The organism is Salinibacterium sp. SWN167, assembly GCF_015864665.1.
GTDB lineage: Bacteria > Actinomycetota > Actinomycetes > Actinomycetales > Microbacteriaceae > Rhodoglobus.
Window position 1 is genome coordinate 1 of sequence record NZ_JADYWU010000001.1, and the last position, 24,866, is coordinate 24,866.

Genomic DNA, 24,866 nt, shown 5'->3' on the forward strand with positions numbered 1-24,866 from the left:
CAGGAGAATGGTGGCCCCCACTTGAGGCCGGAAACCTAGCAGCAGAACTGCCCGGGACTTCCGCACCTTTGGGGTGACAAGAGGAAACATTACGTGCATTCTGCCCCCCTCGCCAACACCGACAACATCCCGGGCGTGTCGCAAAAATGAGGGCCCCAAAACACTGCGCTTAGGATGCCCGAAGTCGCACTCGGTAACCCGAAACGAAGACAGCAGGAGGCAGCTCGATACCTACGCGCCGATAAACCTCACGAGGAATTCCGATGTCGGCCAGCCAGAGAGTGCCGACGGCTTCGGCATCCAACCCCGTCTTCGGAGCAGCGAGAGTCATCGTGTGGGTCGCGGTGACGTGATCACCTGGCGCTACGCCGGTCGTGGAGTCGACCCCGGATGGGATGTCGAGGGAGACGACCGGGGCGGAGTGGTGCGACATCCATCTGATGAGTTCGGCAGCTGCCCCGTGCGGTGCACCACCGAGGCTGTAGCCCAACACGGCATCGACGAGCAGCTCAGCATCCACGGGGTCAAGCTCAGCGACCGTCGCAACTCGGGCACCGGTGGCGCGGTAGAGCGCGAGTTGGTCGGCAGGGACGCCCTTCAGATGAGACGGGTTCGAGATGACCAGGGTGACGTTGCCACCGTGGTTGGCCAAGTGGCGGGCGGCGCAGATTCCGCCGCCGCCGTTGCCGCCGGTTCCGGCCAGCACCACGATCGGTGCTGTCGGCCAGCGCTCTCCGAGGAGTTCCACACAGAGCGACGCCAGATTGCGCCCCGCGTTCTCCATCATTTGATAGAGATTGGGCCCCAGCTCCTCGACCGCAACCCGATCGACCTCGCGCATTTGCGTCGTCGTAATAGCAGGCACAACAAGCCCGCTGTCCGTTCGAAAGCTGTTAGCTGCCATGACGCGCGCTGTTAGCTCGCAGAAGTCGACGGGAAGAAGTGGGTCTTGGCCTGCGTGAGCTCCACGCCATCGATGAAGATGTCGAGCTTCTCGTTGTAGAACGCCACGAGGCCGGCAATTGGCAACAGCTGTCGCGTGGGGAAGGAGTACGACCACGCCAAATCCTCGTGAACCGTGTCGCCCACCTTTACCGACCAATAGTCGGTAGTGGTTCCCTTATAAGGGCACTCGGTCACGGTGTCATTGGCGACAAGGTGCTGAAAGTTCACGTCGGTGCGGTTGAGGTAATACCGCGTCGGCAAACCCGTTTCGTAGACCATGACCGGAGACGAGGACTCGGCAAGAACGGCCCCGTCGAGTTCGACCCGAACTGTGCGGGTCGAACGTACGGCATCCACTCGCGTATAGGGGCTTCGAGGGTGCACGAAAACTTGCTCGTCCTCCTCGAACCAGGAGTCGAGCGCATCCCACTCAAAACGCACCATGTCGGAGAGGCCCTCGAGCCCGTCGCCGGCGTACACCTTGGCTGCTGCCGGATGCTCGCGCTCCCCCACCGCGAGACCCGTGCGGTGATAGCTGCCGCGGGTCTCGTGCTTCTCCTGCGCCTCGTCAACGAGGAACTCGGACTTCACGTCGGCGAGAGGAATGTAGAACTGCGGATACGGCGCCCATTCCCACACATACAGGGCCGCCGTCGTGTCGAAGATCAGCTCGCCCGCGAAATAGCCGCGGATGCGACGCGGGACAGGCTGGATGAGGTTCTTCTCGGAAATCATTCCTGGATAGTCGTTCATCAGAACCCTCTTTCGTCAGTGGGTCCAGCCTGTCACCGTCGGCTGTGAGGGACAACACAACAGCGGCTGCCGCTCAGCGAACGCCACGGGGGCGAACGCTGGTGGCAACCGCTGCTGCGTCAGATTACGGGCGAGGCGCTCCGCCGCCGCCGCCGGCGCTTTCGCTGCCCGCCGCTGCGACTCCGGCGGTCACCGTTCCGGCTGAGTCGCCGTCAACCGTGATCGTGTAGGTGTCGCCGTTCGTGATGGCGGCATCCGACAGTACGACCGACTGGAACGACTTGACCGAGGTGAACTCGGCGATCACCGTGCCGCTGCTATCGAGCACCTGAACGGTCTGGTCGGCGCCGTACGCCTGCTCGAGTGACGCACTCACCCAGCCCTGCGCGGATGCCGTTTCGGGCGCGGTTGCCATGAAGGTCATACCGACTGCCAAGACTGTTCCGCCGTCGACCACGATGGTGCCGTTCGCATCGAGCGCACCCTCACGGTCTTCTGACGATCCGAACACCGTGGTCATACCGCCCGTGACGAGCATCGACCCGTTGGAGTCGATTCCGTCGCCGGCAGAGTTGACCGTGGTCTCGCCGCCGGTGATCGACACCATTGCTCCGTCATCCGCTTCGACGATGCCGCCGATGTCGGTGGTGGTGCTGGTGCCGCTCGTTGCATTGATGCCGTCGTCGCTGGCGTTGACCGCGAGCGCGCCACCCTCGATGGTGATCGTGAACGATTCGACACCCTCATACGAGTTCTCGACAGTCGTTGCGCCGCCCGAGATCACGATGTTGACCTCAGACTTGAGCCCGTCGTCTTCGGCCGCGAGCGTGGTCGAACCACCGGCGATCACGATGTCGGTCTCGGCCTGGACTCCGTCATCCGCCGCGGTGAGGTCGACGGTGCCGCCCGCGATGTAGACGTAGCCGCGGGTTTCGTCTTCGTCGTTGTCTGACTTGAGAGCGTCGCCGCCGACATCCACCGTGACAGTGCCGCCTTCGATGGTCAGCGAGTCTTTGCCGCGGAGGCCGTCGTCTCCGGCGGTGACCGTGATGTCACCGGAGAGGATGACGAGGTCGTCGTGGCTTGTGATGCCATCGTTGACCGCGCTGCTTACCGTGAGCGATCCGTCGCCCGAGATGGTGAGGTCGGCGTCGCTGAAGAGCGTGGCGTTGTAGTCGGCGTCGTCTCCGGTGGAGGAGAGTGAGTTCGTTCCGCTGAGCGAAACGACGACGTCTTCGGCGTTAGCGACCGCGATTGCGGCGCTCGTGGAGCTGGAGATTTTGGCGCCATCGAGCACGAGGGCAACGACGTCTTCATCGTCGGTGTCGACGACTACTTGGCCATCGAATTGCCCCGAAAGAATGTAGGTTCCGGCCGCGCTGATGGTGATCGTGGAACCGGAGACGCTCACGCCATCGCCGTCGGCAGTTGCCGTGGAGCCGTCGAGGGCGATCGAAACGGCGCCATCGAGGGTCCACTCATCGTCGTTGGTGGTCGTTGAGTTTGCGTTCGCCGCAAGAACTTCTGTCGCAACGGGTCCAAGGTTCAGATCGACGTTCGCTTCGCTGATCTCGGCGATCACGCTGGAGGTGACGGCGGGAGTTTCAACGGCGGTCGAGCATCCGGCCAACAGCACTCCGCCAATCAGAAACGTGCTGACTGCGGCGGTAAGGGTGAAGTGATTTCGCTTCATGATCAAGCTCCTCTGGTGGTTGACGTGCTCCATCACATCGGGGTTCTCTATGAGATTTCTATGAGCAAGATATGCGTGAGCCGTGGATGTCAAAACGGCGCTACAGGCCACCTTCTCGACCGAGCTCTGCCCCCACAGCGTGCGCCGCGCTTCTATGCGCGAAGATTGACCCATGACACCCGCAACCACCCCTTCCGCCCCGGTCGGCACGCTCGACGGTTGGGTTCGCGCGCCCTTCTCTGCCGCGGGCCTGACCTACGACTGCTTCGAAAAAGGGGCGGGGCCCGGCGTGGTGCTGATCCCCGAGATTCCCGGGATCACCCCGGAGGTGCTGGGCTTGGCCGAGCACCTTGTCGCGGCGGGCTTCACCGTTGTCGTGCCCTCGCCGTTCGGCGAGCCGGGCAAGGTCAAGACCCGGGGCTACATGACGCGGATCGTGCTGCGGCTGTGCGTGACCGCCGAGTTCCGCGCGTTCGCAACGAACTCGTCGCGGCCCGTCACCGACTACTTTCGGGCGGTTGCCTCCAACCTCGCCGCTCGCACCCCCGGGCGAGGTGTTGGTGTGATCGGGCAGTGCTTCACGGGCGGATTCGCGTTAGCTGCGGCGATTGATGACTCCGTGGCGGCATCCGTTCTCAGCCAACCGGCCGTGCCCTTTCCGGTCGGCCGTGCGCGCCAACTCGATGCGGGAGTCTCGCCCGCCGAGTTCGATCGAATTGCCACCCGAGCGGATGCCGGCGAAGTCTGTGCTCTCGGCCTGCGATTCAGTGAAGACACCGCTGCTCCGCGCGCCCGCTTCGACACCATCAAGGCTCGCCTCGGCGACGCCTTCGAGATCATCCAGCTGGATTCCTCGCCCGGAAACCCTGATGGCTATGCGCCGACCGCACACTCGGTGCTCACGGGCGAAGTGCGCGAGAACCCGGACAACTCGGCGGCGGTTGCCCGCGAGCGGGTCGTGGCATTCTTGCGCGAGCGAATCGGCTGAGCGGCTACGACTGGGCAGCGGGGCCCGGCTGGCGACGCGCGACTAGCAAAGAACGCAGCACTGGCGATGCTGGATACGCGAGCTGAACTGCTCTAGCCGAGGCTCGATCCCAGGGCACCAACGATGTACGGCACGAGCCAGATGCCCCACACGATGACCGAGAACCGGTGAAAGCTGGTCTTCTCGGCTTCACGGTTGCGCACCAGCACGACGATCGCCCAGGCGAGGTGCACGGCCATGAGAACGATCGCGATCACTCCCGTGACTCCCATCAGCTGGTTCAACGCGCTCTGCTCGATGCCGGCCGCACGATTCTCGGTCGCGATCAGGTTCATCAGGAACGTGCCCGTGGCATCCGCCGCTAGGCCCAGCCCAAAGAGCACGACATGCCACGGCTTGAGCACCTTCTGCACTCGCTCGCTCCACACCCCGACGGTGTAAAACACGAGGGCCAGGGTGATGAGGATGATCGCAGGCAGCAGCATCTCTCTATTTTGGCCTGTTCACGGCTCGCGAGCGAAAGTGGTTCGGGCGTTCAGCCAGTCGTCTCGACCCGCTCGACCTCATCGAAGTGCTCGACGACCGGGAACGGTTCGTAGAATTCGTGCAGCAGAGCTCGCCATTGCTGATATTCGGGCGAACCGCGAAACCCGATCTCGTGGTCATCGACGGTGTCCCACCGCACGAGCAGCAGATAGGTCTGCGGATGTTCGGCCCCACGCGAGAGCGTGAGCCCACGGAATCCCGGCATCGCCGCAATGATGCTCTTTGCCTGGGCAAAAGCCGCCTCGAACTCCGCCTCACGGCCTGGCTTGACGGGGAGAAGCGCGTGTTCGACGACGCGGCCCTGCTCAGTGGATGCCATGGCGTCACTCTAACGAATGCTCAGTGGAGCACGGCTGCGGCCGTTAACGACGAAAGCCCCACACGAATGTGGGGCTTTCTGGAGTGGTGCGCCCGGAGGGATTTGAACCCCCGGCCTATTGATCCGTAGTCGAAAACCATTCCCGCAGAACTATGCGGAAGTCGCGAAAATCACTGCAAAACACTGGTGACTGGGTGCGATTGTGATGCCGCGAGTTGACTGGGGTGCTCCCCAAATGTGGGTGAAATGTGGGCACGGCACCACTCGAGATTGTCGGTGCTCCTCACGCCTCGGGCTCTTTCTCTGCGCGATATACGTTGTCAGACGAATACCCGAAGCTAACGGTTTGCAGTCCAGCTCTCGTCTTGGTCGGGAGCGAAGTGCACGCCCAGCTCGTGTGCCAGTGCTCGCATTTGTTTAGAGAGAACGCGCCATTCTTTCTTGGTGATCTCACCGATCTCGAACCCGACTCCGCGCACCACACCGTCGGCAACGAAGATCGTTGCGGCAGCCACAGAACCGAGCGTGACATCGGCTTGCTCCGCAGAGAACCAGTCGGTTGGTTCGGTGGCGGTGCCGCCGCCACCCAAGCTCGCATCCATTTCAAGGAGAGCTTGATGCACGACCGCAGCGTCCAACGGCTGGCCGGCGGCAAGATCGTCGGGGTCGTAGTCGCGGGGCGCGATCATGAACTCGTCGTCTTCCAGCTGCGCAAGGGCCGGAACCGTCTTGTCTGGCGCCACTCTGGGCTCAGACACAAACTCCGGCGGGTTGCGCAGCGAATCGAAGTCACTTAGAGGTCGCTCGACTAACGGGGCGAGGATTGAGGGTCCGCGAGGCTCCTCCTTAACTAGGGCGTGCCAATCATCGAATTCGGTTGAGAACCAGGCATTAAACTGGTGGATATCAGAGTTTCTGCTATTGGTGCCGGCTCTTGCGCCCCACCTACGCAAATCCACAAAGAGTGGCTCGCTACCCGACTGAGAACGAAATGCCAGCTCGTTGTAATCGACATGGTCTTTGCCTTCAGCGCTGGCAAGACAGAGACGTGTCGATGCGTCCAACCGGTGTAAGACCTCAAAAATGTAGCTCGGCCACGCCTGCACGATGTACTGGGTGCGCCGGTATTGGAGCTCGGGGACAAAGCCAAATCCGATCGACTGGTCCGTCCGCCACTCGGCGGGGACTACCTCCGCTACCTCAGAGCTGATAAACGATTGAGTCCACTCCCACAGGGTTCCCACACTCGCCCAAGACGCATCCATCTCATCAATAGGTCCGCCACTGGCGGCCATCCAATGCGCTAACTCTGTCAGCCGAAAATCCAGGGTGGCTTCAGCGTGCGCCAAGTGGCGATTCGCTTGCTCTCGACTCAGGTCATAAGGTTTGATGAGAATCATCCGATCGGCCAATGTACGACGATGGTCATATTGTTTTCCTTCAACATATTTAGCACCCGTCGGAGGGCCCGAGTCTTCTTGTGATTCCACTGGCGAGAAAGCTACTCTACGCCTCAAGGCTCCCCAACTTGAGTTTTGCACGAGTTTATGCTCGCCAGAAGCAGGCAGAGTCCCCTATAAGAGGGCTCGGCACCTCAGTTTGAGTCAGAACGAAGGCCAAGAATCCTGACTGCGGCAAGTTCGCAATCGCGGTCAGGCCTGACGAGCCCTGACGCGCGATAAGTACGAGTCATCGGATTCGTTGGACCCTAGCGGCGCGAGTTGACGCGCACTGCGGAAGCAACTCACTTAACGACGTGAGTGTCGCAGAGAGTGCTGCTTGGGCTGTCACCCCATGAAGAAATAGAGGCCGGCCATGCCCTGATCCCTTGATCGAAGGTCAATGGGTCACCTCCACACCATTGACCAAATCCTAGGTAAGCACTGGGCCGACAAGAGCCGAAAGGACCGAATTCCGACCGAAATGCGACCCAAAGCGTTGTGAAGTGTGGGCAAAATGTGGGCAAACAAAAAACAGGCCTGGCCGCACTCCACGAGAAAGTGCTGATCAGACCTGTTTTAGCTGGTGCGCCCGGAGGGATTTGAACCCCCGGCCTATTGATCCGTAGTCAATTGCTCTATCCGCTGAGCTACGGGCGCATCTCGATGACTTTCGCCAACCAGAAAACTATACCAGCGGATTCGGACTGCCAGTGACACTTTTGACAGTCGGATGCCGCGAGCGCCTATTTTCTGACGCGAAGGTGCGCGACACCGCCATCAACTTCGAGCGCGGTACCCGTCGTTGAGCCGGAGAGCGGGCTTGCCAAGTACGCGACCGCGCCGGCAACTTCTTCGGGGGTGACCATGCGGCCGGTGGCCTGGCGGGCGTCCAGAGCGGCACGTTCCTTGACGGGGTCGTCGAAGCCCTGCAGCATCCGCTCCACGAACGGGGTGGAGACTGTGCCGGGGCTGACCGCGTTGACGCGCACGCCATCCGCCACATGATCCGTTGCCATTGCGTAGGTCAGCGCGAGAACGGCACCCTTGGAGGCGCCGTACAGCGCGCGCTGCGGGAGGCCATTGAGGGCGGCGATGGAGCAGAGGTTCACGATCGCGGCGTGCTCAGACTTACGAAGCCAGGGCATCGCTGCCGCCGACACCCGCGCCATACCGATGACGTTGATATTGAGAACACGCGCCCACTCGGCGTCGTCGTTTTCTTCGACGGTTCCGACCGCGCTGATACCGGCGTTGTTCACGACGATGTCGATGCCGCCCAACTTCTCGGCGGCCGCAGAAACGGCGGCGTCGACGGAGGCACGATCTGACACGTCCGCGGTGAATCCGTGGAGGCGAGCATCCAACCCCTCAGTGTTGAGGTCGAGAACCGCAACCGTGGCACCACGCTCTACTAGCGCGAGTGCCGAAGCGAGGCCGATGCCGGATGCTCCCCCCGTGACGACCGCGACGAGACCGTCGAACTCGGCGCTCATGCCTGCACCAAGGTTTGGCGAGCGCGACCGAGGCCGTCGATCTCGAGCTCAACGACATCGCCGGCACGCAGGTACGGCTGACCCTCGATGCCCATGGCGACGCCCGCGGGAGTGCCCGTGTTGATGACATCGCCGGGCTGCAGCACCATGAACTGGCTCAGGTACCAAATGATGTGGTTCACGCCGAAGGCCATATTTGCGGTCGTGCCGTTTTGGCGTTCGACACCGTTCACCCAGAGGCGCAAGCCCAAGGCTTGGGGGTCGGCCACCTCGTCGGCGGTCACCAGCTCAGGCCCGAACGGATTGAAGGTCTCGCAGCTCTTGCCTTTGTCCCAGGTTCCGCCACGTTCGAGTTGGAAAGCGCGCTCGGAAACGTCGTGCGACACGGCGTAACCAGCAATGACGGCAGTCGCGTCATCCGGAGACTCAAGGTAGCGAGCGGTTGCGCCGATCACGACGCCGAGCTCGACCTCCCAGTCGGTCTTCTCGCTCGTGCGCGGGATGAGCACGTCGTCGAAGGGGCCGACCATGGTGCTCGGGTCCTTCATGAAGATGACGGGTTCGTCGGGCAGCGTTGCACCGGTCTCTTCAGCGTGGTCGCTGTAGTTGAGGCCGACACACACGATCTTGCCGGGGCGAGCGATGGGAGCACCCACGCGCACCCCCTCGGTCTCGATAGCCGACAGGGTGCCGGCGTTGAGCGCGGCACGCACCGCGGCGACGCCACCGCTGGCAAAGAAGGCTCCGTTGATGTCGGCGGTGATCGACGTCAGATTGAAGGCGCCACCTTCATCGAGAACAACAGGAATTTCTGAGCCAACCGGCCCGAGTCGCGCGAATCTCACTGAGTGTTCTCCTTCGTTGCCAGCGCGATACCTTCGCGCTCTTGTGATTCATAACCGGCCTCGACAACCGCCATGGTGTGCATGACGTCGTCGACCGAGGTCGGAAGTGCAGAAACTGAGCCCTCGAGGTAGCGCTGAAGCGCGCTCATCGAACCGATGAAGGCATCCGGGAACCAGCTGCCCTCGAACGGCACCGGCTGCCAGCCCAGCTCGGGCTTATCGGTGTACGCGATGGCGAGAGCGTCGGGGCCACCGCGCGGGTAGTCGAGCATGAGGCCCAGCTGCGCGCGAATGGCGCCCTTGGTGCCCTCCCACTTCACGAAAGCTTCTTCGTAGTCGCCGCCGAAACCGTGGTCGTGGTTCGTGCTGATCGTGACCCGCAGCGGGCGGTCGCGATACCGCATGATGATTGTGGAGCGCGTGTTTGAGACTTGAGGCTTGGCCGGATGCCGCACCGTCGCTGCGCTCACGCTGTCGGGGTCACCCAAGAACGAGCGCACCAGGTCCATATAGTGCACGCTGTGCATGTTGAGTTCGAGACGCTCGATGCCCAGCACGTGCGGGAAGATCTCCCACGGCGTCTCGGTGGCGATACGGATCTCCAGGTCATAGAGCTCGCCAATCGCTCCCTCGGCGATGAGCGCGCGGGCGGCCGCGATATACGGCGCGAACCGCAGTTGCGTGTTGACGGCAGCAATAAGGTTCTTGCGGTGACAAATCTCGAGCAGCCCGCGCGCCTCGGCAAGATTCTGCCCGAACGGCTTCTGGATGAGCACGGCCGCGCCATCGGGTAGCTGGTCGAGCACCGCTGCATATTGTTCGGGCATGAGCGCGAGATCGTAGACGGCGTTTTTCGGAGCCGCTGCGACGGCATCCGACAGCGAGGTGAAGACATTCGGGATGCCAAACTCGTCGGCGAGAACCTGCGCCTTGGCTGCCGTGCGGTTGACGATCCCCCACACCTCAAAACCAGCTTTGCGGTACGCCGGAAGGTGCGCGTCTTTCACAATTCCCCCGGCGCCAATCATGACGATCGGGCGCGGGTGCTGCGGCAGCGCGAGAGTGTACGCCTCGGCTGGCTCACGTTCGGGAAAGGGCGACACGGGGTGCTCCGGCTCTCATAGACGGTAAAACTCGTGATCAAACGATATATCAAACGCGTGGAGGCGGCAATGCGGCGGGCAGCCCTAGATCGCACCCCGCGGTCCCTGAATCAGATCGTCGTGATGGATCTGGGCAACGTTGGGGTGCGCCCGCATTCGGTAGCGGAGCGCATTGTCTCCGTACGTTTCGAGGATCGGGCTGTTCGTGGGGTCGAGCGAAAGGCCGCGCGCTTGAGCGGCGAGCTCGGGCGGCAACTGCAGCTGCGGCATCACGGTGTCGAGAGCCGGGTTGAAGAAGAAAGGAATCGAAATGCGGTCGTCGCCGATGAGTGGCGAGATGACGCGGTGCAGCGTCGCCTTGAGGTAACCCTCGGTCGCGAGCTCGAGCATCTCGCCAATGTTCACGACAAACGCGCCCGGCTTGGGTGGAACATCCACCCACTCGCCTTGGAAGTCGACCTGCAGACCGCCCTTGCCGGGCTCCACCATGAGCAGGGTGAGAACGCCGCCATCGCGGTGAGCGCCCACGCCCTGCTTGGGCTCCGGGTTGGACTCGCCGGGATACCGCACGATCTTGAGCTGCGGGAACGGCTTGTCAGCGAAGGCGTGATCGAACACGTCCTCCGGGGCGCCGAGGGCCTGGGCCCACGCGCGCAGCAGGCGCAGCGAGACAGCGCTGAGTTTGTCGTTCCATTCGTTGACCAATTCGCGAAGCTGGGGCACGGCATCCGGCCACAGGTTCGGGCCTTCGAGGCGCCAGTAATCAGCGAGTCCGGCAGTGCTGTCGACAACATCGCGTTCCGGGCCGACGTCAATCTGTTCGCGCCAGTCGGTCTTGCCCTCGGTCAGCTCGCCGCCCACGCGGGTGTACCCACGGAACTGCGGGCTGTTGACATTCTCGACCGCAAGCTTCTGTTCGGCGGGCAGGGCAAAGAACTCGCGGGATGCCGCAAGCAGGTCATCCATCAACGATTCTTCGACACCGTGGCCGACAAGGTAGAAGAACCCCACGTCGTGGGTCGCACACAGCAAATCGTCCCGGAATTTGGCGGCCGATTCAGGGCCGCCGTCAAGTAGCGAGAGGTCAATAACAGGGAGTGCGGAATCGTTCATGCCACGATGTTTGCACGCCAAGTTTGAGAACTTCCCATTGTTACGCTCACAGCATGGGACCGAGGCGTAACACGATCACGGTTCGGAAAATTATGCTCCGACTACGGCGCGTTCGGGAATAACTTGCGGGTGAGTGTAGCCCATATGCTCGATGACACGCACGACCTGGCTCGTGTAGCCGAACTCGTTGTCGTACCAGACATACAGCACCAAATGCTTGCCAGAACTGATCGTCGCGAGTCCGTCAACAATGCCCGCGCGATGCGAACCCGTGAAGTCACTCGATACCACCTCGGGGGAATCAATGAAGTCGATCTGTTGTCGCAGAGTCGAATCAAGTGAGAGTTTTCGCAGGTACCGGTTCACCTCTTCGCGAGTCGTTTCGGTCGCGAGGTTGAGGTTCAGAATCGCCATCGATACGTTGGGCGTCGGAACGCGGATGGCGCTGCCGGTAAGCAATCCCGCCAGTTCTGGAACTGCCTTCGCGACGGCCTTCGCCGCCCCCGTCTCGGTGATGACCATGTTCATCGGGGCCGAGCGGCCGCGGCGGTCACCTGAGTGGAAGTTGTCGGTCAAGTTCTGGTCGTTTGTGTAGGAGTGCACGGTTTCGACGTGCCCGTGCTCGATTCCGTACTCATCGCTGATGACTTTCAACACGGGCGAAATGGCATTCGTCGTGCACGAGGCCGCCGACAGGATCGTGTCCGTGTCCTCGATCGTGTCGTGGTTGAGGCCATACACGATGTTCTTGAGGTCGCCCTTGCCCGGAGCGGTCAGCAGAACCCGCTTGACCCCCTTCGACTTGAGGTGCTGACTCAAACCCTCACGGTCACGCCAGCGACCGGTGTTGTCGACGACGATGGCATCCGAAATCCCGTACTCGGTGTAGTCGATCGTGGCCGGGTCGTTCGAGTAGATCACCTGGATGAGGGTGCCGTTGGCAAGAATCGTGTTCGCTTCGGTATCGACCGAGATCGTTCCCTCAAACGGGCCATGAACACTGTCGCGACGCAGCAGGCTGGCACGCTTCACGAGGTCGTTGTCGGAGCCCCTGCGCACGACGACCGCGCGCAACCGGAGTCCCTCGCCGTTGCCGGCGTGCGCGATTAGGATGCGGGCCAACAGTCGACCGATACGTCCGAAACCGTAGAGCACGACATCCGCTCCCGCCGCCTTGGGCTCGGTGCCGTTCTTGAGCACGGGAGCAAGCTCAGCAGCCAGAAACTCGCCCAGGTCGCCGCCTACCTGGCGGAACCGATTCACCAACTTCGCCAAATCAATGGATGCCGAATTCAGCGGCATCGCCGAGAGCGCCACCATGATCGGCATGGTCTCTTCGATCGGCAGCTCGCTCTCGTTGAGCTGACGCGCAAAACGGTGGGCCTTGAGAACCTCAACCGGTGACTTGTTGATGAGACGGCGACCATGAATCGAGGTCACGACGCCGTGGTTGCGATACAGCCCACCGATGAGGGGAATCATTGCCTCGGCCAGTTCTTGGCGGGCATTCCACCGGTCAAATTCGTCGCTGTGTTCGCGTTGCATCAGGTTCCTTCCGACTGCACTGTCTTGGTCCGCGGGCGCGCTTGTGGCACGGCTGGTCCCGCATCCATTCTCCCAGACGGATGCTCAGCATGCGCGTTCAGAAAAGCACAGTTCGGGCAACACTTTAGAGATCGCTAAAGGGGGCGATTCTTAACGGTGCGGATGCCGGTTTGGCCGCGGTTGTGGTGCCGCTTGTTGCGCCGAATGTGGGCGCAATCTAGACCCCACCAGAAGCAGGCGGCTGGCGGATCGCGGCAGGCGCGAAAGTTAGCGAGCTGCGTTAAACGCCACCGCGGACTGGATGAGCGACTGAAAAGCGTCAGCGTCAATCACGTCGCCCTGGTGGAGGTCGATCGCGCGTCTGACCTTGGCGTCAAGGCTGCTGTTGAAGAGACCGGTGGGGTCGTCGAGTGAAGCGCCCTGCGCAAACGTGAGTTTGACCTTGTCTTTGTACGTCTCGCCGGTGCAGATCAGTCCGTCGAGACTCCATGCTGCGACGCCATCCGGATTCGAGGGTTTTCGCCACTTGACCTCTTCCACGATCGCGGGCTCAGCCTGCACGATCAGTGCGCGAACGTGGGCAAGCATCTCGCCCCGCCAGTCGCGGTGGCTCGTCGTGGTGGTATCCATGATGCTCACTTTAGTAGTCGCCATTAGTAGGATAATAAGACTTAGTAGTTGGAGGGGCGCCATGAAGATCGCACGCATCGAAACATTTCTCGTTCCACCACGCTGGTTGTTCGTGCGCATCGAGACCGACAACGGCATCGTCGGTTGGGGCGAACCGGTTGTTGAAGGCCAGGCCGACGTCGTGCGCGCCGCCGTCGAACAGTATGCCGAATACCTGATCGGCCTCGACGCCACTCGCATCGAAGACCACTGGCAAGTGCTCACCCGCGGCGGCTTCTACCGCGGCGGCCCCGTCGCCTCCAGCGCTATCGCCGGCATCGACCAAGCACTCTGGGACATCGCGGGCAAAGCTCATGGCGTTCCCGTTCACGACCTTCTCGGTGGTGCCGTGCGCGACCGCATCCGCATGTACGGCTGGGTTGGCGGTGACGAACCCTCCGAGCTGCGCGACAATATTGCGCAACAGCTGGAGGCTGGCCTCACCGCTGTGAAGATGAACGGCAGCGGACGGATGAAGCCCATCGGCACCGTCAGGGCCATCGACGAGGTTGTAGAACGGGCCGCGCTCGCCCGCGAAGTTTTGGGGCCCGACCGCGACATGGCGATCGACTTCCACGGACGGATGACCGTCGCCAACGCCCGTCGTGTGCTCCCCCTCCTCGAGCCCTACGCTCCCCTCTTCGTCGAAGAACCTGTTGTACCCGAAAAGTCACACCTGCTCGACGGCATCGTGGCGTCAACATCGATCCCGATCTCCACCGGCGAGCGCCTCTTCTCCCGCAACGAGTTCCTCGGGCCGCTTCAGGCCGGTGTCGCGGTCGTGCAGCCCGACCTCTCCCATGCCGGCGGTATCTCCGAAGTGCGCCGCATTGCCGCCCTCGCCGACATGTTTGATGCTCAGCTGGCGCCGCACTGCCCCCTTGGCCCTATCGCCTTGGCGGCGAGCCTGCAGGTCGGCTTCAACACACCGAACTTCTTGATTCAGGAACAGAGCATCGGCATCCACTACAACGTCGGATCAGACGTGCTCGAATACCTGATGAATACGAGCGTTTTCGATTTCACGAGTGGCTACATTGAGCGGCTGACTGCTCCAGGCCTCGGTATCGACATTGATGAAACTGCCGTACGCGCCGCCGACAAGGTCGGGCACCAGTGGCGCTCCCCTGTGTGGCGTCACGACGACGGGTCTCTCGCCGAGTGGTAACCGGTCGGCAACGCCAGCGGTAGCCGAGCGCGCGGCCGCGAGTGCCCGCTAAGCGCCGAGCGTCGTTGTCATGCCGCCGTCGACAACGAGCGAAGCGCCCGTGATGTACGAGGCACCGTCGCCAGCCAGAAATTGGATGACCGAGGCGACTTCTTCAGGTTTACCCAGCCGCTGCAGGGTGGCCTGGCGTCGCGCCAACTCTTGCGCTTCAGGGGTTTGGTGATCCCACTGACGAGTCTCGATCGATCCCGGAAGCACGACGTTCACGCGCACGTGCGGCGCGTAGTCGAGCGAAAGCTGACGCGTGAGCGAAATCAACCCGCCCTTCGCTGCCCCGTACGCAGGCTGCTCGGCCCAGGACAGCACTCCGTGCACGCTCGACACATTCACCATGCTGCCCTTGGCTTCGGTGAGAGTGTCGTGGAAAGTACGCATCGCCCGGTACACGGATGACAGCGTCACCGAGAGCTGTTGGTTCCAGTTGTCTTCGCTCTGTTCGTGCGCGATGCCGGTCACTTGAAAGAACGCGTTATTCACGATGACGGCGGGCGGGCGATTCGCGGAGCGCAGCTCACGCGAGAGTTCCTCCCACTGCTCAGAGTCCGCGACGTCGAGGCGATGGGCGGTGGCTGCGCGACCGGCCGCGACGATCTTGGCGGCAACCGCGGCAGCGGCATCCACGTCAATATCGGTGACGACCACATCGTCGCCGGAGGCCGCAAAGAGGCGTGCGGCAGCGGCGCCGATGCCGTTGCCGGCGCCAGTGATGAGCACGGTGCGGGTCATGCGTGCAGCCTTCCGGTCGCGAGGGCCGCCATCAGAGCGCCGACTTTCGGTTCGCGACGAGGGCAGCCCCGGAGGGGTCTTTGCTCACAATAGTTTCGGAGTCCCGGTTCGACTGATCCATGAGAATCTTCATCGCGGTGCCGGCGGCCTCGGCGTCGCGGGCCAGGATCGCGGTGACAACAGCCCGATGCTCATCCAAGAACTGGGTGGTGGTTTCGTGCGCAAACGCGAGCTCATCGCGGGCGTGAAGCGCTGGCTCGAGCACCACTTCAAAGCGCGCCAAAAGTTCATTGCCGGACGCCGCCAAGATGGCCCGATGAAAAGCCAAGTCGGCCTTCACATGAGAGGCGACCTCGGTGTTCTCGAACGTTGCCGCGAGGTCGACCATCGCGGCTTCGATCTCGGCGCACTGCTCATCGCTGCGGCGCACGGCAGCGAGACGGGCGGCGGCGGGCTCCAGCACCTGGCGCACTTCGCTGAGCTCCAGCACCAGCAGCGGGTCGGGCACGCCCTCAGACCGCCAGGTCATGACGTCGCTATCGAGAAGCTGCCAGCGCTCACGCGGGGTGACATAGGTGCCGAGGCGTGGCCGCGCATCCACGAGCCCCTTGGTCGTAAGAACCTTGATCGCTTCGCGAATAACGGTGCGGCTGACCTGAAACTCGGCGAGCAGCGCATCCGGATCGATGATGTCTCCCGAAGCGAGTTCGCCCCGCATGATGCGGCGGCCGAGCACGTCAACAACGTGCCCGTGCAGCCCCCGGCGAGAGAAAGTAGTCATTACCGCGATAATACTGCGCGCACGATCAGTGCGCCGAGAACACCGCCGCGGTCACAGCCTTCTGGTCTCGATGATGACTGCGCTCTCGGGGAACAGGATCGGCGCCAAGAGCCCCATTTCTGCCAGCGCCCGTCCGCTCACCTCAGCCCCCGCGCACCACTGCGGGATCGAGCGAGCGGACGGCGGCGCCGCACCAGCGGGCTCGACGAGCCTCACGCTGTAGCGCGCATCCGGGTCGAGACCTGACAGCCGAATGCGGGCAGGGATGCTGGACCCAATGCCACGCAATTGAACGTAACTGTAAATCGCCGCATCCTGAGACGAGGCAACGACGCCCATGACATGAACGGGAGCATCGTCGTCACCCTGTCGAACCACGCGGCCGCTATGCAGCAGCGCGCGGTTGTCCTTGTAATACTGCGCCCACGAGGCCAGCTGGGCGCGTTCCTCTGGCGTGCACTCAGTGATGTCCCACTCAATACCGGCATGCCCGAACAGCGCGATGGCGGCCCGGAACTGCAGCGTGTGCACTCGCCCCGTGGTGTGCGACCGCGTCGGGCCAATGTGGGTGCCGAGCATCTCCGGCGGAATCGCGAACATCGTGTTGCGCTGAATGCGTTCACGTTCAAGCGCGTCATTGCAGTCGGATGCCCAGAAACGATCGGCGTGCTGCGCCATGCCCAAGTCGATACGTGCCCCGCCCGACGCACACGACTCAATCTCGACGTGCGGATGCCGCTGCTTGATCTCATCGAACAAGCGATAGATCGCGAGTGTCTGTTCATGCACGGCGGCGTGACCGAGGTGCGAAGGCTCGACCAGCGGGCGATTGTGATCCCACTTAATGTACGAGATCGCGTTGGCGCTCAGCACCGCATCCACTTGCCCGAGAACATGCGCGTAGGCGCCGGGATGAGTCAGGTCGAGCACCTGCTGGTTGCGCACCTCAGCCGGGATGCGGCCGTCGGCACCAAAAATCCACTCCGGATGCGCGCGGTACAGGTCAGAGTCGGCGTTCACCATCTCGCCTTCGAACCAGAGACCGAACTGCATTCCGGCCGCCGTGACGCGGTCGATGAGCGGAGTCAAACCCTCGGGCCACACCGCCGAGTCAATCACCCAATCGCCCAATCCGGCGTTGTCGTCGCGGCGCCCCGCAAACCACCCATCGTCGAGAACGAAACGTTCGACGCCGACCTCCGCTGCGGCATCCACAAGGGCGCTGAGCTTGTCGAAGCTGTGGTCGAAGTAAACCGCCTCCCACACGTTGAGGGTGAGGGGCCGGGGAGTTGCCGCCCCCTTGTGAGCAGGTCGCGCCCGCAGCCATTCGTGAACGCGGTGCGATACGCCGTCGAAGCCGTCGGAAGCGAAAGCGGCGACCACAGTGGGGGCCTGATAGCTGGCTCCGGCGTCAAGAATCATTTCGCCAGCAAGAAGCAGTTCGGCGGCACCCATCTCGGTCTGACCGGTGGCGGTGCGCTCGATCATGTGACGCGAATTGCCGCTCCACATCAGCCCGAGACCCCAGACCGAACCGTTCTGGAACGTGGCTCCCGGCGTGGTCGCGAACTCCATGATCGTAGAGTCATGGCTCGTGCGGCCTTCCCGAATCTCCCGGCTCCACAGTCCGGGCTGAATCTCCCGGCGGAACATTTGACGCTCGTTGACCCAGCGTCCGCTGAAGTCGATCGACTCTGTTGCTGCGTCTGGCAGCGGCATCCAGATAGCGAACTCGTCGACCTGAAGCCCGGCCGCGCCCACGTTCGTGATCGTCGAATCGATCAGCAGCACTCCCGAAGCGGTGATCGTGAACGAGCGCGAGACTCGTATGCCTGCTGCGGCATCCTCTGCTTCAAAGCTCAAGGCGGTGTCGGATGCGCTGGCCGACGTCAGGTCGAAACGCTGAGTCCAGTCGGCTCCGGCCCGGTGCGCGCTCACCGCGGGGCGACCATAGAATCCCCGGGCGTTCTCGCGCCACAGTCCGGTCGGTGCACTCACGTCGCCGTTGGGTGCGACGGCAGTCTCGGCGTGCAGTACCGCCAGATCGTCGAGGGAGTGCCGACCCCAGTCGTCACCCCAGTGGATGATGTGCGGCGTTCCGCTCGAGGTGTCAATCGCGAGGGTAACCCCCGCTGCGCTGAGGTGGTGAAGGTTCTGCGCGGTCATAATTCATTCACTTTCGGCGGGCTAGAGCCCAGAAGAGGTGGCCACCCGCGTACGGGGTTACGGATGGCCACCTGGTTACAGCGGGTGCTACTTGAAGAGCGCGTTCACCTGGTCATTGACGGCAGTCAGCGACGAGACAGGCTCCTTGCCCGACATCACTGCTTCCATCGCCGGCGTCATCAGTGCGTTCACATCAGACTTGTGGTCGGTGATGGGGAACAGGAACGTCGTTCCCTCCTCCACCTGAACCGTGAAAGCACTCACGTCTACACCGTTGGCGGCGAAGGCCTCAACGGCGGCATCCGTCGCTTCAGGAATCGCGGGGAATACGACGGCAGCATCGGCTACTACCGACTGGCACTCGAGCGAGCCCATGTACTTGACCCACTCCCACGCTTCTTCAGGATGCTTCGTACCCGCCCAAATGTTGTCGGCCAGTCCGTTGAACATCGACGCACGCTCGCCCGTCGGACCGGTCGGTGTTGGCGCAACTGCTGGAGTGAAGGAGTCAGTTGTTGCACCGAACACGTAACCGGTCATCCATGAGCCATTGCTTGCCAACGCTACTGATCCAGCGGTCAGTTGATCAGACCAGGAAATACCGGTCTGAGCTGCGAGGGAAGGCATGTAGCCCTTTTCGATGAGCGAGTGCCACCACGTAATGGTGTCCTGAAATTCAGGAGCGTCGAAGTTGTATGAGCTGCCCCAGGGGCCATCGGTTGCTTCCCAACCGTTCGCTGCCGCGAGGTAGCTCCATTGTGTTTGACCATCGCCAAGGGCGCCGGCGTTGGAGGCTTCAAACCAAATGCCGTAAGTCTTCACATTATTCTTGTCGAAGCCAGCTTCATCGCCGCGCACACCGTTTTTGTCAACGGTCAGGTGGGCGATGACGTCTTCGTAGGTTCCGCCGTCTTTCGGGTTCCAGTCAAGCGAGCCGAGCTGCTCTGCCGTGACTCCCGCGGCATCCGTCAGCTGCTGGTTGTAAAAGAGCGCGATCGTGTCGAAGTCTTTGGGTAGTCCGTACTGAACTCCCTCGGGGCTCTTCCACAGGTCGACGAGTCCGTCTTGGTAAATCGAGGTGTCGACGCCATCGGCTGCGATGTAGTCGTCGAGGGGAAGTATCTGATCGTTGAGCACGAACTCGGGGTAGTACGCCAAGTGGCTCGTGAAGACGTCGGCGCTGTTTCCAGAAACGAGACCGGTGTTGATTTTCTGCCAGTAATCCTCCCACCCTGACTGGTCGATCGAGATCGTGATGTCAGGGTTTGCCGCGTGGAAGTCATCAGCACACTGCTGGTACGCGGGCATTTGGTTGGCATCCCAGAGGCTGTACTTGATTTCTACAGGGCCATCTGCGTCAGTGGAACCAGCGGAACAACCGGCCAAGACAAGGGGCACCGCTGCAAGGGCAGCGATTCCCGCTAGTGCTTTCGTCATTGCTTTCTCTTTCTCTTGGGGATCAACCGTTCAGCGACAATGCTGATCCGGTCGCATGATCGCTCAGTGCGGAGCGAAATAATGGTGGTGTCGTCGGCTACTTCACGCCCGACGATTGGATGGATCCGACGATCTGCTTACCGAAGATCAGGATCAGGGCGAAGATGGGGATCGCCGCGAGCAGAGCACCGGCCATGAGGCCCGCCCAGTCGGGGTTTCCCGCGGGAGTCTGCGAGCGGAAGATTCCGAGGCCGACCGTGATCAGCTTCGACTCCTCTGTGGTGCCAACCAGAAGCGGCCACAGGTAGTCGTTCCAGTAGAAGATGAACTGCAACAGCGCCAACGTAATGATCTGCGGCCAGACCAAGGGCACGGCGATACGGCTGAAGATGCGCCACTGGCTTGCACCGTCGATCACTGCCGCCTCAATGATGCTGAGGTTTACGCCAAAGAAGAATTGGCGAAGGAAGAAGATTGCGAACGGTGTCATGAACATCGCGGGCAGAGCGATGCCGATGATTGTGTTGAGCAACCCCAACTCTTTAATCAGCACGAAGTTGGGCAGGATCGTGAAGATGACGGGCACCATCAACGCAACCAAGAAGAGATTGAAGACCGCATCGCGCCCCTTCCACTTGAGCAGTGCGAAGGCGTAGGCCGCCATGGCGCTAAACGCGATCTGGAACACCGTGATGAGAGTGGCCGTGATGATCGAGTTCAGCATGTAGAGACCGAAATTGATCGATGCTCCCGAACCTCCCTCGGCAATCGCTTCCTCGGGGGTTGCTAGACCGAGAACTCGCTCGATCGGGCCCAGGGTGAAGTCGACCGGCAGCAGCGAGAGCGGTTCACCGAACATCGCCCGGTTGTCGCTGAAGGCCGTACGCACCATCCAGTAGATCGGGAACAACGTAATGATTACGACAATCGCGAGAGCCAACCGGCCGAAGAACTTAGACACCGGTGATTTAGCCATTGCGGGATCTTCGGCGCTGCTCGCCCGAACTTTCTTTACCCGCTTAGTACGTGTGCTGGTGGACATGATCTACCTCTCCATGTCTGACTCGTTGGCCCGCAGTAGGCGGTTTTGAATGAGCGCGATGGTGGCGAGCAGAATCATCAGAATGACCGCGAGTGCCGAGGCGTAGCCGAAGTCGAACCTTTCAAATGCTCGCTCGAAGATGTAGAAGTTGATCGCTCGGGTTGCGTCGACCGGGCCACCGCCAGTGGTGACGGCGATGGTGTCGAAGATCTGGAACGAACCGACAACAGTGACGACCAAGACGAAAGCGAGGATCGGACGAAGCAGGGGAAGAGTGACGCTTCGGAACACTCGGAACTCGCCAGCGCCATCCACTTCTGCTGCTTCGTAGACATCACGGGGAATGGCTTGTAAGCCGGCGAAGAGCAGCAGCGCGGTGTACCCGACGTGGCGCCAGACGTTGACGAACGCGATCGTGGGCATTGCCCAGGCCTCACTGCCGAAGAAGCCAATCTTGTTAAGACCGATTCCTTCGATCACAGCGTTGATAAGACCGAGGCTGTAGTCGGCGAGCCAGAACCAGACCAGCGCGACGATGACGTTAGCGATCAAGTACGGCAATACGACGACACCCCGGATGATCATCGACCGGGTGAAGCGGTGCATCAGCACGGCTAACGCCAAGGCAATGACTGTCTGGAGCCCGACGTTGATGAAGACGTACTGGAATGTCACAGCCATCGAACGCCAGAAGACGGCATCGTTGAAAATGTCGATGTAGTTCTGAAAACCGATGAAGGTGGGGTCTCTCAGCAGGTTGTAATCCGTGAAGCTGAGGTAGAGACCACGGATGGTCGGCCACAGAAAGAAAGCTAAGAATCCGATGCTGGCAGGAATGAGAAACAGCATCGCCGGAACGATCTGATTATCCCTACTGACCTTTGCTGCCATGAGCGGAATCCCACCTAACGTCGTCGTTGCCTGAATTATTCCACTACGGAAGTAATAGAGTCAAGGGGCAAAGTGAAAGTTTTTCGGCGCAACAAAACGGTCGGGCGCGAGCCTCTTGGCGCGCACCGCACGCGGCGTGCGAAACCTACAGGGCTGAGATCGAACGGTCGAACGACGTTTGAATCGCGACCGCTGCCGCACCTTTGGCCCAGATTCCGAACCCTGTTTCGTCGACAACGAGCGAGATCGGGTCTGCATCAGGGTCACGCTCTTCCTGCACGACTCGCAACACTTCGTCGCGGGCGACATCCAAAATGCCCGTGCCCTCCCCTGCCAACAACACCTCATGAACCATCGCGAGATTGGCTGCGAGCGCGATGAAACGGCCAAGCGCTCGCGCTGCCCGATCCACGACAGCGCGCAAAGCGGGGTCGCCCGCCGCTGCCCGTTTCAGAATTTCTTCGTAGCTCAGTTCTGCACCGGTCGCCTCCTGCGCCTGCGCTCGGATGCTGTCTACCGTCAGCATCGCAGTGGCACACCCCTCGTGCCCGCGGAAGCAGCGGGGCCCTCCCGGCTCGAGTGGCAAGTGACCACCCAGTTCGATTCCGGTCTCGGCTGTGCGGATCACCGTATCGTCCCAGACGAGACCATAACCGACGCCCGCGCCGATCGTGATCACTGCAAAGTCCCGCATGCTTCGACCGAGCCCAAACCAGTGTTCGCCCTCCATGAGCGCAATGAGGTCGTTCTCGACCGTAACCGGAACCCCGAGGCGCGCTTCAAGCGCTCCCCCGAGATCGACCGACTTCCACTCCAGAAAGCGCACGCTATCAACGACACGGTTGTCTATAACCCGGCCGCCGACGGTAACGCCGACGCCGGCGATGGCATTCTGACCGTCGTCGTTAAGCTGAGCGAATAGGGCGACGATAGCGTCGATCACGTCGGCGACATCATGGCTAGCCAGCGCACGATCGGCGCGAGCGAACGCTCGGGCACGCTGATCTGACACGACGCCGAAGGCGGTCTCGCTCGTCAGCTTGACGCCCAAGAAGCGACGCGGGTTCGGCGGAATGTCGAGAGGTTTGATCGGCCTACCCACAGTGCCGCTCAACGTCTCCCCGGCTTCGACAATGAGTCCACTGTCGAGCAGAGGCTTGGATAGCCGCGTCAAGGTCGGCGGCGTTAGCTGCAGTCGCTTCAGCAGCTCACCGCGTTGGATGGGGCCGTGGATCAGGATGGCACGGGCGAGAGCCGTGGTCGGCGAGAGCACATCGACTCGACGCGATTCCGCACCGTTTTCTACTGAACTCATCGACTTGGCCTCAGACATGACACTGAGGCTACCGCAGCGTGAGTCCGCAACGTGCGAGGCCTCAACGCACAGCAAGGCGCCCTGCGCTAGTGCACGGGGCGCCTCGCTAGCAAGCAGTTAGCCCAGCAGACCCTTGTCGGTCAACCAGTCCATGGCGGCCGTTGCGGCCTGTGCCTTTTCAGTTCCTTCGACACGATCGCGCAGGGCAATCAGGTCCTCGGTCGTGAGCGCGGCCGAAATGCGGTTGAGCACGTCGGCGAGTTCATCGCTGTAAATGTTCGAGTTGAGCAGCGGCACGATGTTTTGTGCGGCGATCAAGTTCTCGGGGTCCTCCAGAACAACGAGGTTCTTCGCGACGAGGTCAGGCGAGGTCGTGAAGATGTCAGCGACCTGGACAGCGTCGTCAACGAGAGCCTTCACAGTGTCGGGTCCACCGAAGTCTTCGATCGGAACGAACGTGATGTCCTTGAGGCCGTAGAACTCTTCGAGTCCGGGGATGCCGTAGGGAAGTTCCGCGATCTGCGGGCTAGCACCGAGGCTAAACGGTTCGATCTTCTTCAGGTCTCCGATGGAAACCAGGCCCTCGGCATCAGCAAGTTCCTGAGTGACGACGTAGGCGTCCTTGTCTTCAGCGGGCGAGGAGTCGAGCACGCGGAAACCGTCGGGAACCGTGGTTTCCAAGGCACTGTCGACGTCGGCGGTGGTGCGAGCCTCGTTTTCGGTGTCATAGAAGAACAGCAGGTTGCCGTTGTACTCGGGCATCAAGCTGATCGAGCCATCCTCGAGCGCAGGAATGGTGGTTTGGCGTGGGCCGAGGTTGAACTTGGTCTCGACCTCAAAGCCCGCGTCTTCGAGCGCGAGAGCATAAATGTTGCCGAGGATTTCGCTCTCGGGGTAAGCAAATGAGCCGACGACGATCGCTGACGCATCCGTGGAGTCACCTGCGGAACTGTCGGTGGGGTCAGACGTTGCGCACCCGGTCAAGGCGACCACTGCTCCGGTTGCGACGGCCGCGATAGCGATCCGTGACCTCTTCATTGTGAACATCAGTTCTCCCCTTCGTGGGCGGTTGTTCCCGCCACCGCAGCGGACCCGAATGACCGGCTGCGGACGTGTGTGTTCCGGCGTGGGGCGCCGGGAGAGCTTCGGCGCTTGGTGAGCTGCTGCGCGATGGCAAAGAGGCCATCAACAACCAGCGCGAGCACCGTGACGAGAATGGCCCCGCCCAAAATGCGGTTGTTGTCATTGAGGCCGATGCCGCTCGAGATGATGGTTCCGATGCCGCCGAGCGAGATATACGACGCGATCACGGCGGTAGCAATAACTTGGAGGGCGGATGCGCGAATTCCGCCGATAATCAGCGGCAGCGAGAGCGGGATCTCGATCTGCGTCACGATCTGCAGCTCGGTCATTCCCATCGCGCGCCCGGCGTCGACCGTATTCCGATCCACCGACTCGATCCCGGCATACGCCCCAGCCAGAATCGACGGAATAGCGAGAACGACGAGCGCGATGATGGAGGCGATGAACGCCGCGCGAGTAAACGGCACGGTTGCCCCGACAATGACGAAGAGCGCCATCAGTAGACCCAGAGTGGGCAGCGCCCTCATTGCGCCCGTGAAGCCGATGACGAACTGGCGCCCGCGCCCGGTATGGCCGATGTAAAAGCCCAGCGGGAGTGCGATCACCGCAGCAATGGCGACTGCCACCACGGTGTAGAGAAGGTGCTCTCCAATGCGCTCTTGGATCGGCAAAGGATTCCGCGCGCCGGCAGCGTAATTAGCGGGGTCGGTGAGCCAACGAACGGCATCGAGGAAGAACTGCAT

General features: G+C 61.8%; 23 protein-coding genes and 1 tRNA gene. 2 read left to right on the forward strand and 22 right to left on the reverse strand.

Going from position 1 to position 24,866, the window contains the following annotated elements:
• Nucleotides 1–169: 169 nt before the first annotated feature.
• The 3 genes from I6E60_RS00005 to I6E60_RS00015 all read right to left on the reverse strand — a co-directional run bounded on the left by I6E60_RS00005 (nucleotide 170) and on the right by I6E60_RS00015 (nucleotide 3,391).
• Nucleotides 170–904 (reverse strand): NAD(P)H-hydrate epimerase, encoded by a 735-nt coding sequence (locus tag I6E60_RS00005; RefSeq protein ID WP_197178241.1) that lies wholly within the window; start codon nucleotides 902–904, stop codon nucleotides 170–172.
• Nucleotides 905–915: 11 nt separating this feature from the next.
• Entirely contained in the window at nucleotides 916–1,698 is a 783-nt protein-coding gene (locus I6E60_RS00010) for a DUF427 domain-containing protein (protein WP_197178242.1), read from the reverse strand.
• Nucleotides 1,699–1,822: 124 nt separating this feature from the next.
• Nucleotides 1,823–3,391: a carbohydrate-binding domain-containing protein gene (locus tag I6E60_RS00015; protein WP_197178243.1), complete on the reverse strand. Its 1,569-nt coding sequence runs from the start codon at nucleotides 3,389–3,391 to the stop codon at nucleotides 1,823–1,825.
• Nucleotides 3,392–3,563: 172 nt separating this feature from the next.
• On the opposite strand from I6E60_RS00015, the gene I6E60_RS00020 reads away from it, so the two are divergent.
• Nucleotides 3,564–4,379, forward strand: coding sequence for a dienelactone hydrolase family protein (locus I6E60_RS00020; RefSeq protein WP_197121802.1), 816 nt, complete (start codon nucleotides 3,564–3,566; stop codon nucleotides 4,377–4,379).
• Between the two features lie 92 nt (nucleotides 4,380–4,471).
• Here I6E60_RS00020 and I6E60_RS00025 read toward each other — a convergent pair whose 3' ends face one another.
• The 10 genes from I6E60_RS00025 to I6E60_RS00070 form a co-directional block, all read right to left on the reverse strand.
• Entirely contained in the window at nucleotides 4,472–4,864 is a 393-nt protein-coding gene (locus I6E60_RS00025; RefSeq protein WP_129072887.1) for an HsmA family protein, read from the reverse strand.
• A gap of 50 nt (nucleotides 4,865–4,914) precedes the next feature.
• Entirely contained in the window at nucleotides 4,915–5,244 is a 330-nt protein-coding gene (locus tag I6E60_RS00030; protein ID WP_197178244.1) for an antibiotic biosynthesis monooxygenase, read from the reverse strand.
• A 338-nt stretch (nucleotides 5,245–5,582) separates the two neighbouring features.
• Complete coding sequence (locus I6E60_RS00035; RefSeq protein ID WP_197178245.1) at nucleotides 5,583–6,002, reverse strand: hypothetical protein; 420 nt, start codon at nucleotides 6,000–6,002, stop codon at nucleotides 5,583–5,585.
• A 1,265-nt stretch (nucleotides 6,003–7,267) separates the two neighbouring features.
• Nucleotides 7,268–7,343: transfer RNA gene (locus I6E60_RS00040), tRNA-Arg, on the reverse strand.
• An 86-nt stretch (nucleotides 7,344–7,429) separates the two neighbouring features.
• The gene (locus I6E60_RS00045; RefSeq protein ID WP_197178246.1) at nucleotides 7,430–8,179 is read right to left on the reverse strand and encodes an SDR family NAD(P)-dependent oxidoreductase; all 750 of its coding nucleotides are present in this window, start codon (nucleotides 8,177–8,179) and stop codon (nucleotides 7,430–7,432) included.
• A complete protein-coding gene (locus I6E60_RS00050; RefSeq protein WP_197121810.1) occupies nucleotides 8,176–9,024 on the reverse strand; it encodes a fumarylacetoacetate hydrolase family protein in 849 nt (282 codons plus the stop codon). Before I6E60_RS00050 ends, I6E60_RS00045 begins: the two co-directional genes overlap by 4 nt.
• A complete protein-coding gene (locus I6E60_RS00055) occupies nucleotides 9,021–10,127 on the reverse strand; it encodes a Gfo/Idh/MocA family protein (RefSeq protein ID WP_197121812.1) in 1,107 nt (368 codons plus the stop codon). Before I6E60_RS00055 ends, I6E60_RS00050 begins: the two co-directional genes overlap by 4 nt.
• 84 nt (nucleotides 10,128–10,211) lie before the next feature.
• Complete coding sequence (locus I6E60_RS00060; protein WP_197121814.1) at nucleotides 10,212–11,240, reverse strand: isopenicillin N synthase family oxygenase; 1,029 nt, start codon at nucleotides 11,238–11,240, stop codon at nucleotides 10,212–10,214.
• A gap of 90 nt (nucleotides 11,241–11,330) precedes the next feature.
• On the reverse strand, nucleotides 11,331–12,785 hold the full coding sequence (locus tag I6E60_RS00065; RefSeq protein WP_197178247.1) for a glyceraldehyde-3-phosphate dehydrogenase: 1,455 nt from the start codon (nucleotides 12,783–12,785) through the stop codon (nucleotides 11,331–11,333).
• Nucleotides 12,786–13,052: 267 nt separating this feature from the next.
• Nucleotides 13,053–13,415, reverse strand: a complete 363-nt coding sequence (locus I6E60_RS00070) for a DUF1801 domain-containing protein (protein WP_197178249.1) — start codon at nucleotides 13,413–13,415, stop codon at nucleotides 13,053–13,055.
• A 61-nt stretch (nucleotides 13,416–13,476) separates the two neighbouring features.
• On the opposite strand from I6E60_RS00070, the gene dgoD reads away from it, so the two are divergent.
• A complete protein-coding gene (dgoD, locus tag I6E60_RS00075) occupies nucleotides 13,477–14,622 on the forward strand; it encodes a galactonate dehydratase (protein ID WP_197121820.1) in 1,146 nt (381 codons plus the stop codon).
• A gap of 48 nt (nucleotides 14,623–14,670) precedes the next feature.
• On the opposite strand, the gene I6E60_RS00080 is transcribed toward dgoD, so the two are convergent.
• The 9 genes from I6E60_RS00080 to I6E60_RS00120 form a co-directional block, all read right to left on the reverse strand.
• Nucleotides 14,671–15,408, reverse strand: a complete 738-nt coding sequence (locus I6E60_RS00080; RefSeq protein WP_197178250.1) for an SDR family oxidoreductase — start codon at nucleotides 15,406–15,408, stop codon at nucleotides 14,671–14,673.
• Nucleotides 15,409–15,439: 31 nt separating this feature from the next.
• A complete protein-coding gene (locus tag I6E60_RS00085; protein WP_197178251.1) occupies nucleotides 15,440–16,189 on the reverse strand; it encodes a FadR/GntR family transcriptional regulator in 750 nt (249 codons plus the stop codon).
• A gap of 51 nt (nucleotides 16,190–16,240) precedes the next feature.
• Nucleotides 16,241–18,355 (reverse strand): alpha-galactosidase, encoded by a 2,115-nt coding sequence (locus I6E60_RS00090; RefSeq protein WP_197178252.1) that lies wholly within the window; start codon nucleotides 18,353–18,355, stop codon nucleotides 16,241–16,243.
• 87 nt (nucleotides 18,356–18,442) lie between these two features.
• Nucleotides 18,443–19,792 carry a sugar ABC transporter substrate-binding protein gene (locus I6E60_RS00095; protein ID WP_197178253.1) on the reverse strand — a complete coding sequence of 450 codons (1,350 nt, stop codon included), beginning with the start codon at nucleotides 19,790–19,792 and terminating at the stop codon, nucleotides 18,443–18,445.
• A 97-nt stretch (nucleotides 19,793–19,889) separates the two neighbouring features.
• On the reverse strand, nucleotides 19,890–20,834 hold the full coding sequence (locus I6E60_RS00100; protein WP_197121830.1) for a carbohydrate ABC transporter permease: 945 nt from the start codon (nucleotides 20,832–20,834) through the stop codon (nucleotides 19,890–19,892).
• Between the two features lie 3 nt (nucleotides 20,835–20,837).
• Complete coding sequence (locus I6E60_RS00105; RefSeq protein WP_197121833.1) at nucleotides 20,838–21,725, reverse strand: carbohydrate ABC transporter permease; 888 nt, start codon at nucleotides 21,723–21,725, stop codon at nucleotides 20,838–20,840.
• A gap of 145 nt (nucleotides 21,726–21,870) precedes the next feature.
• A complete protein-coding gene (locus I6E60_RS00110) occupies nucleotides 21,871–23,058 on the reverse strand; it encodes an ROK family transcriptional regulator (RefSeq protein ID WP_197121835.1) in 1,188 nt (395 codons plus the stop codon).
• 99 nt (nucleotides 23,059–23,157) lie between these two features.
• Nucleotides 23,158–24,078, reverse strand: coding sequence for an ABC transporter substrate-binding protein (locus I6E60_RS00115; RefSeq protein WP_197178254.1), 921 nt, complete (start codon nucleotides 24,076–24,078; stop codon nucleotides 23,158–23,160).
• Between the two features lie 8 nt (nucleotides 24,079–24,086).
• Nucleotides 24,087–24,866: an ABC transporter permease gene (locus tag I6E60_RS00120; protein WP_197121839.1), complete on the reverse strand. Its 780-nt coding sequence runs from the start codon at nucleotides 24,864–24,866 to the stop codon at nucleotides 24,087–24,089.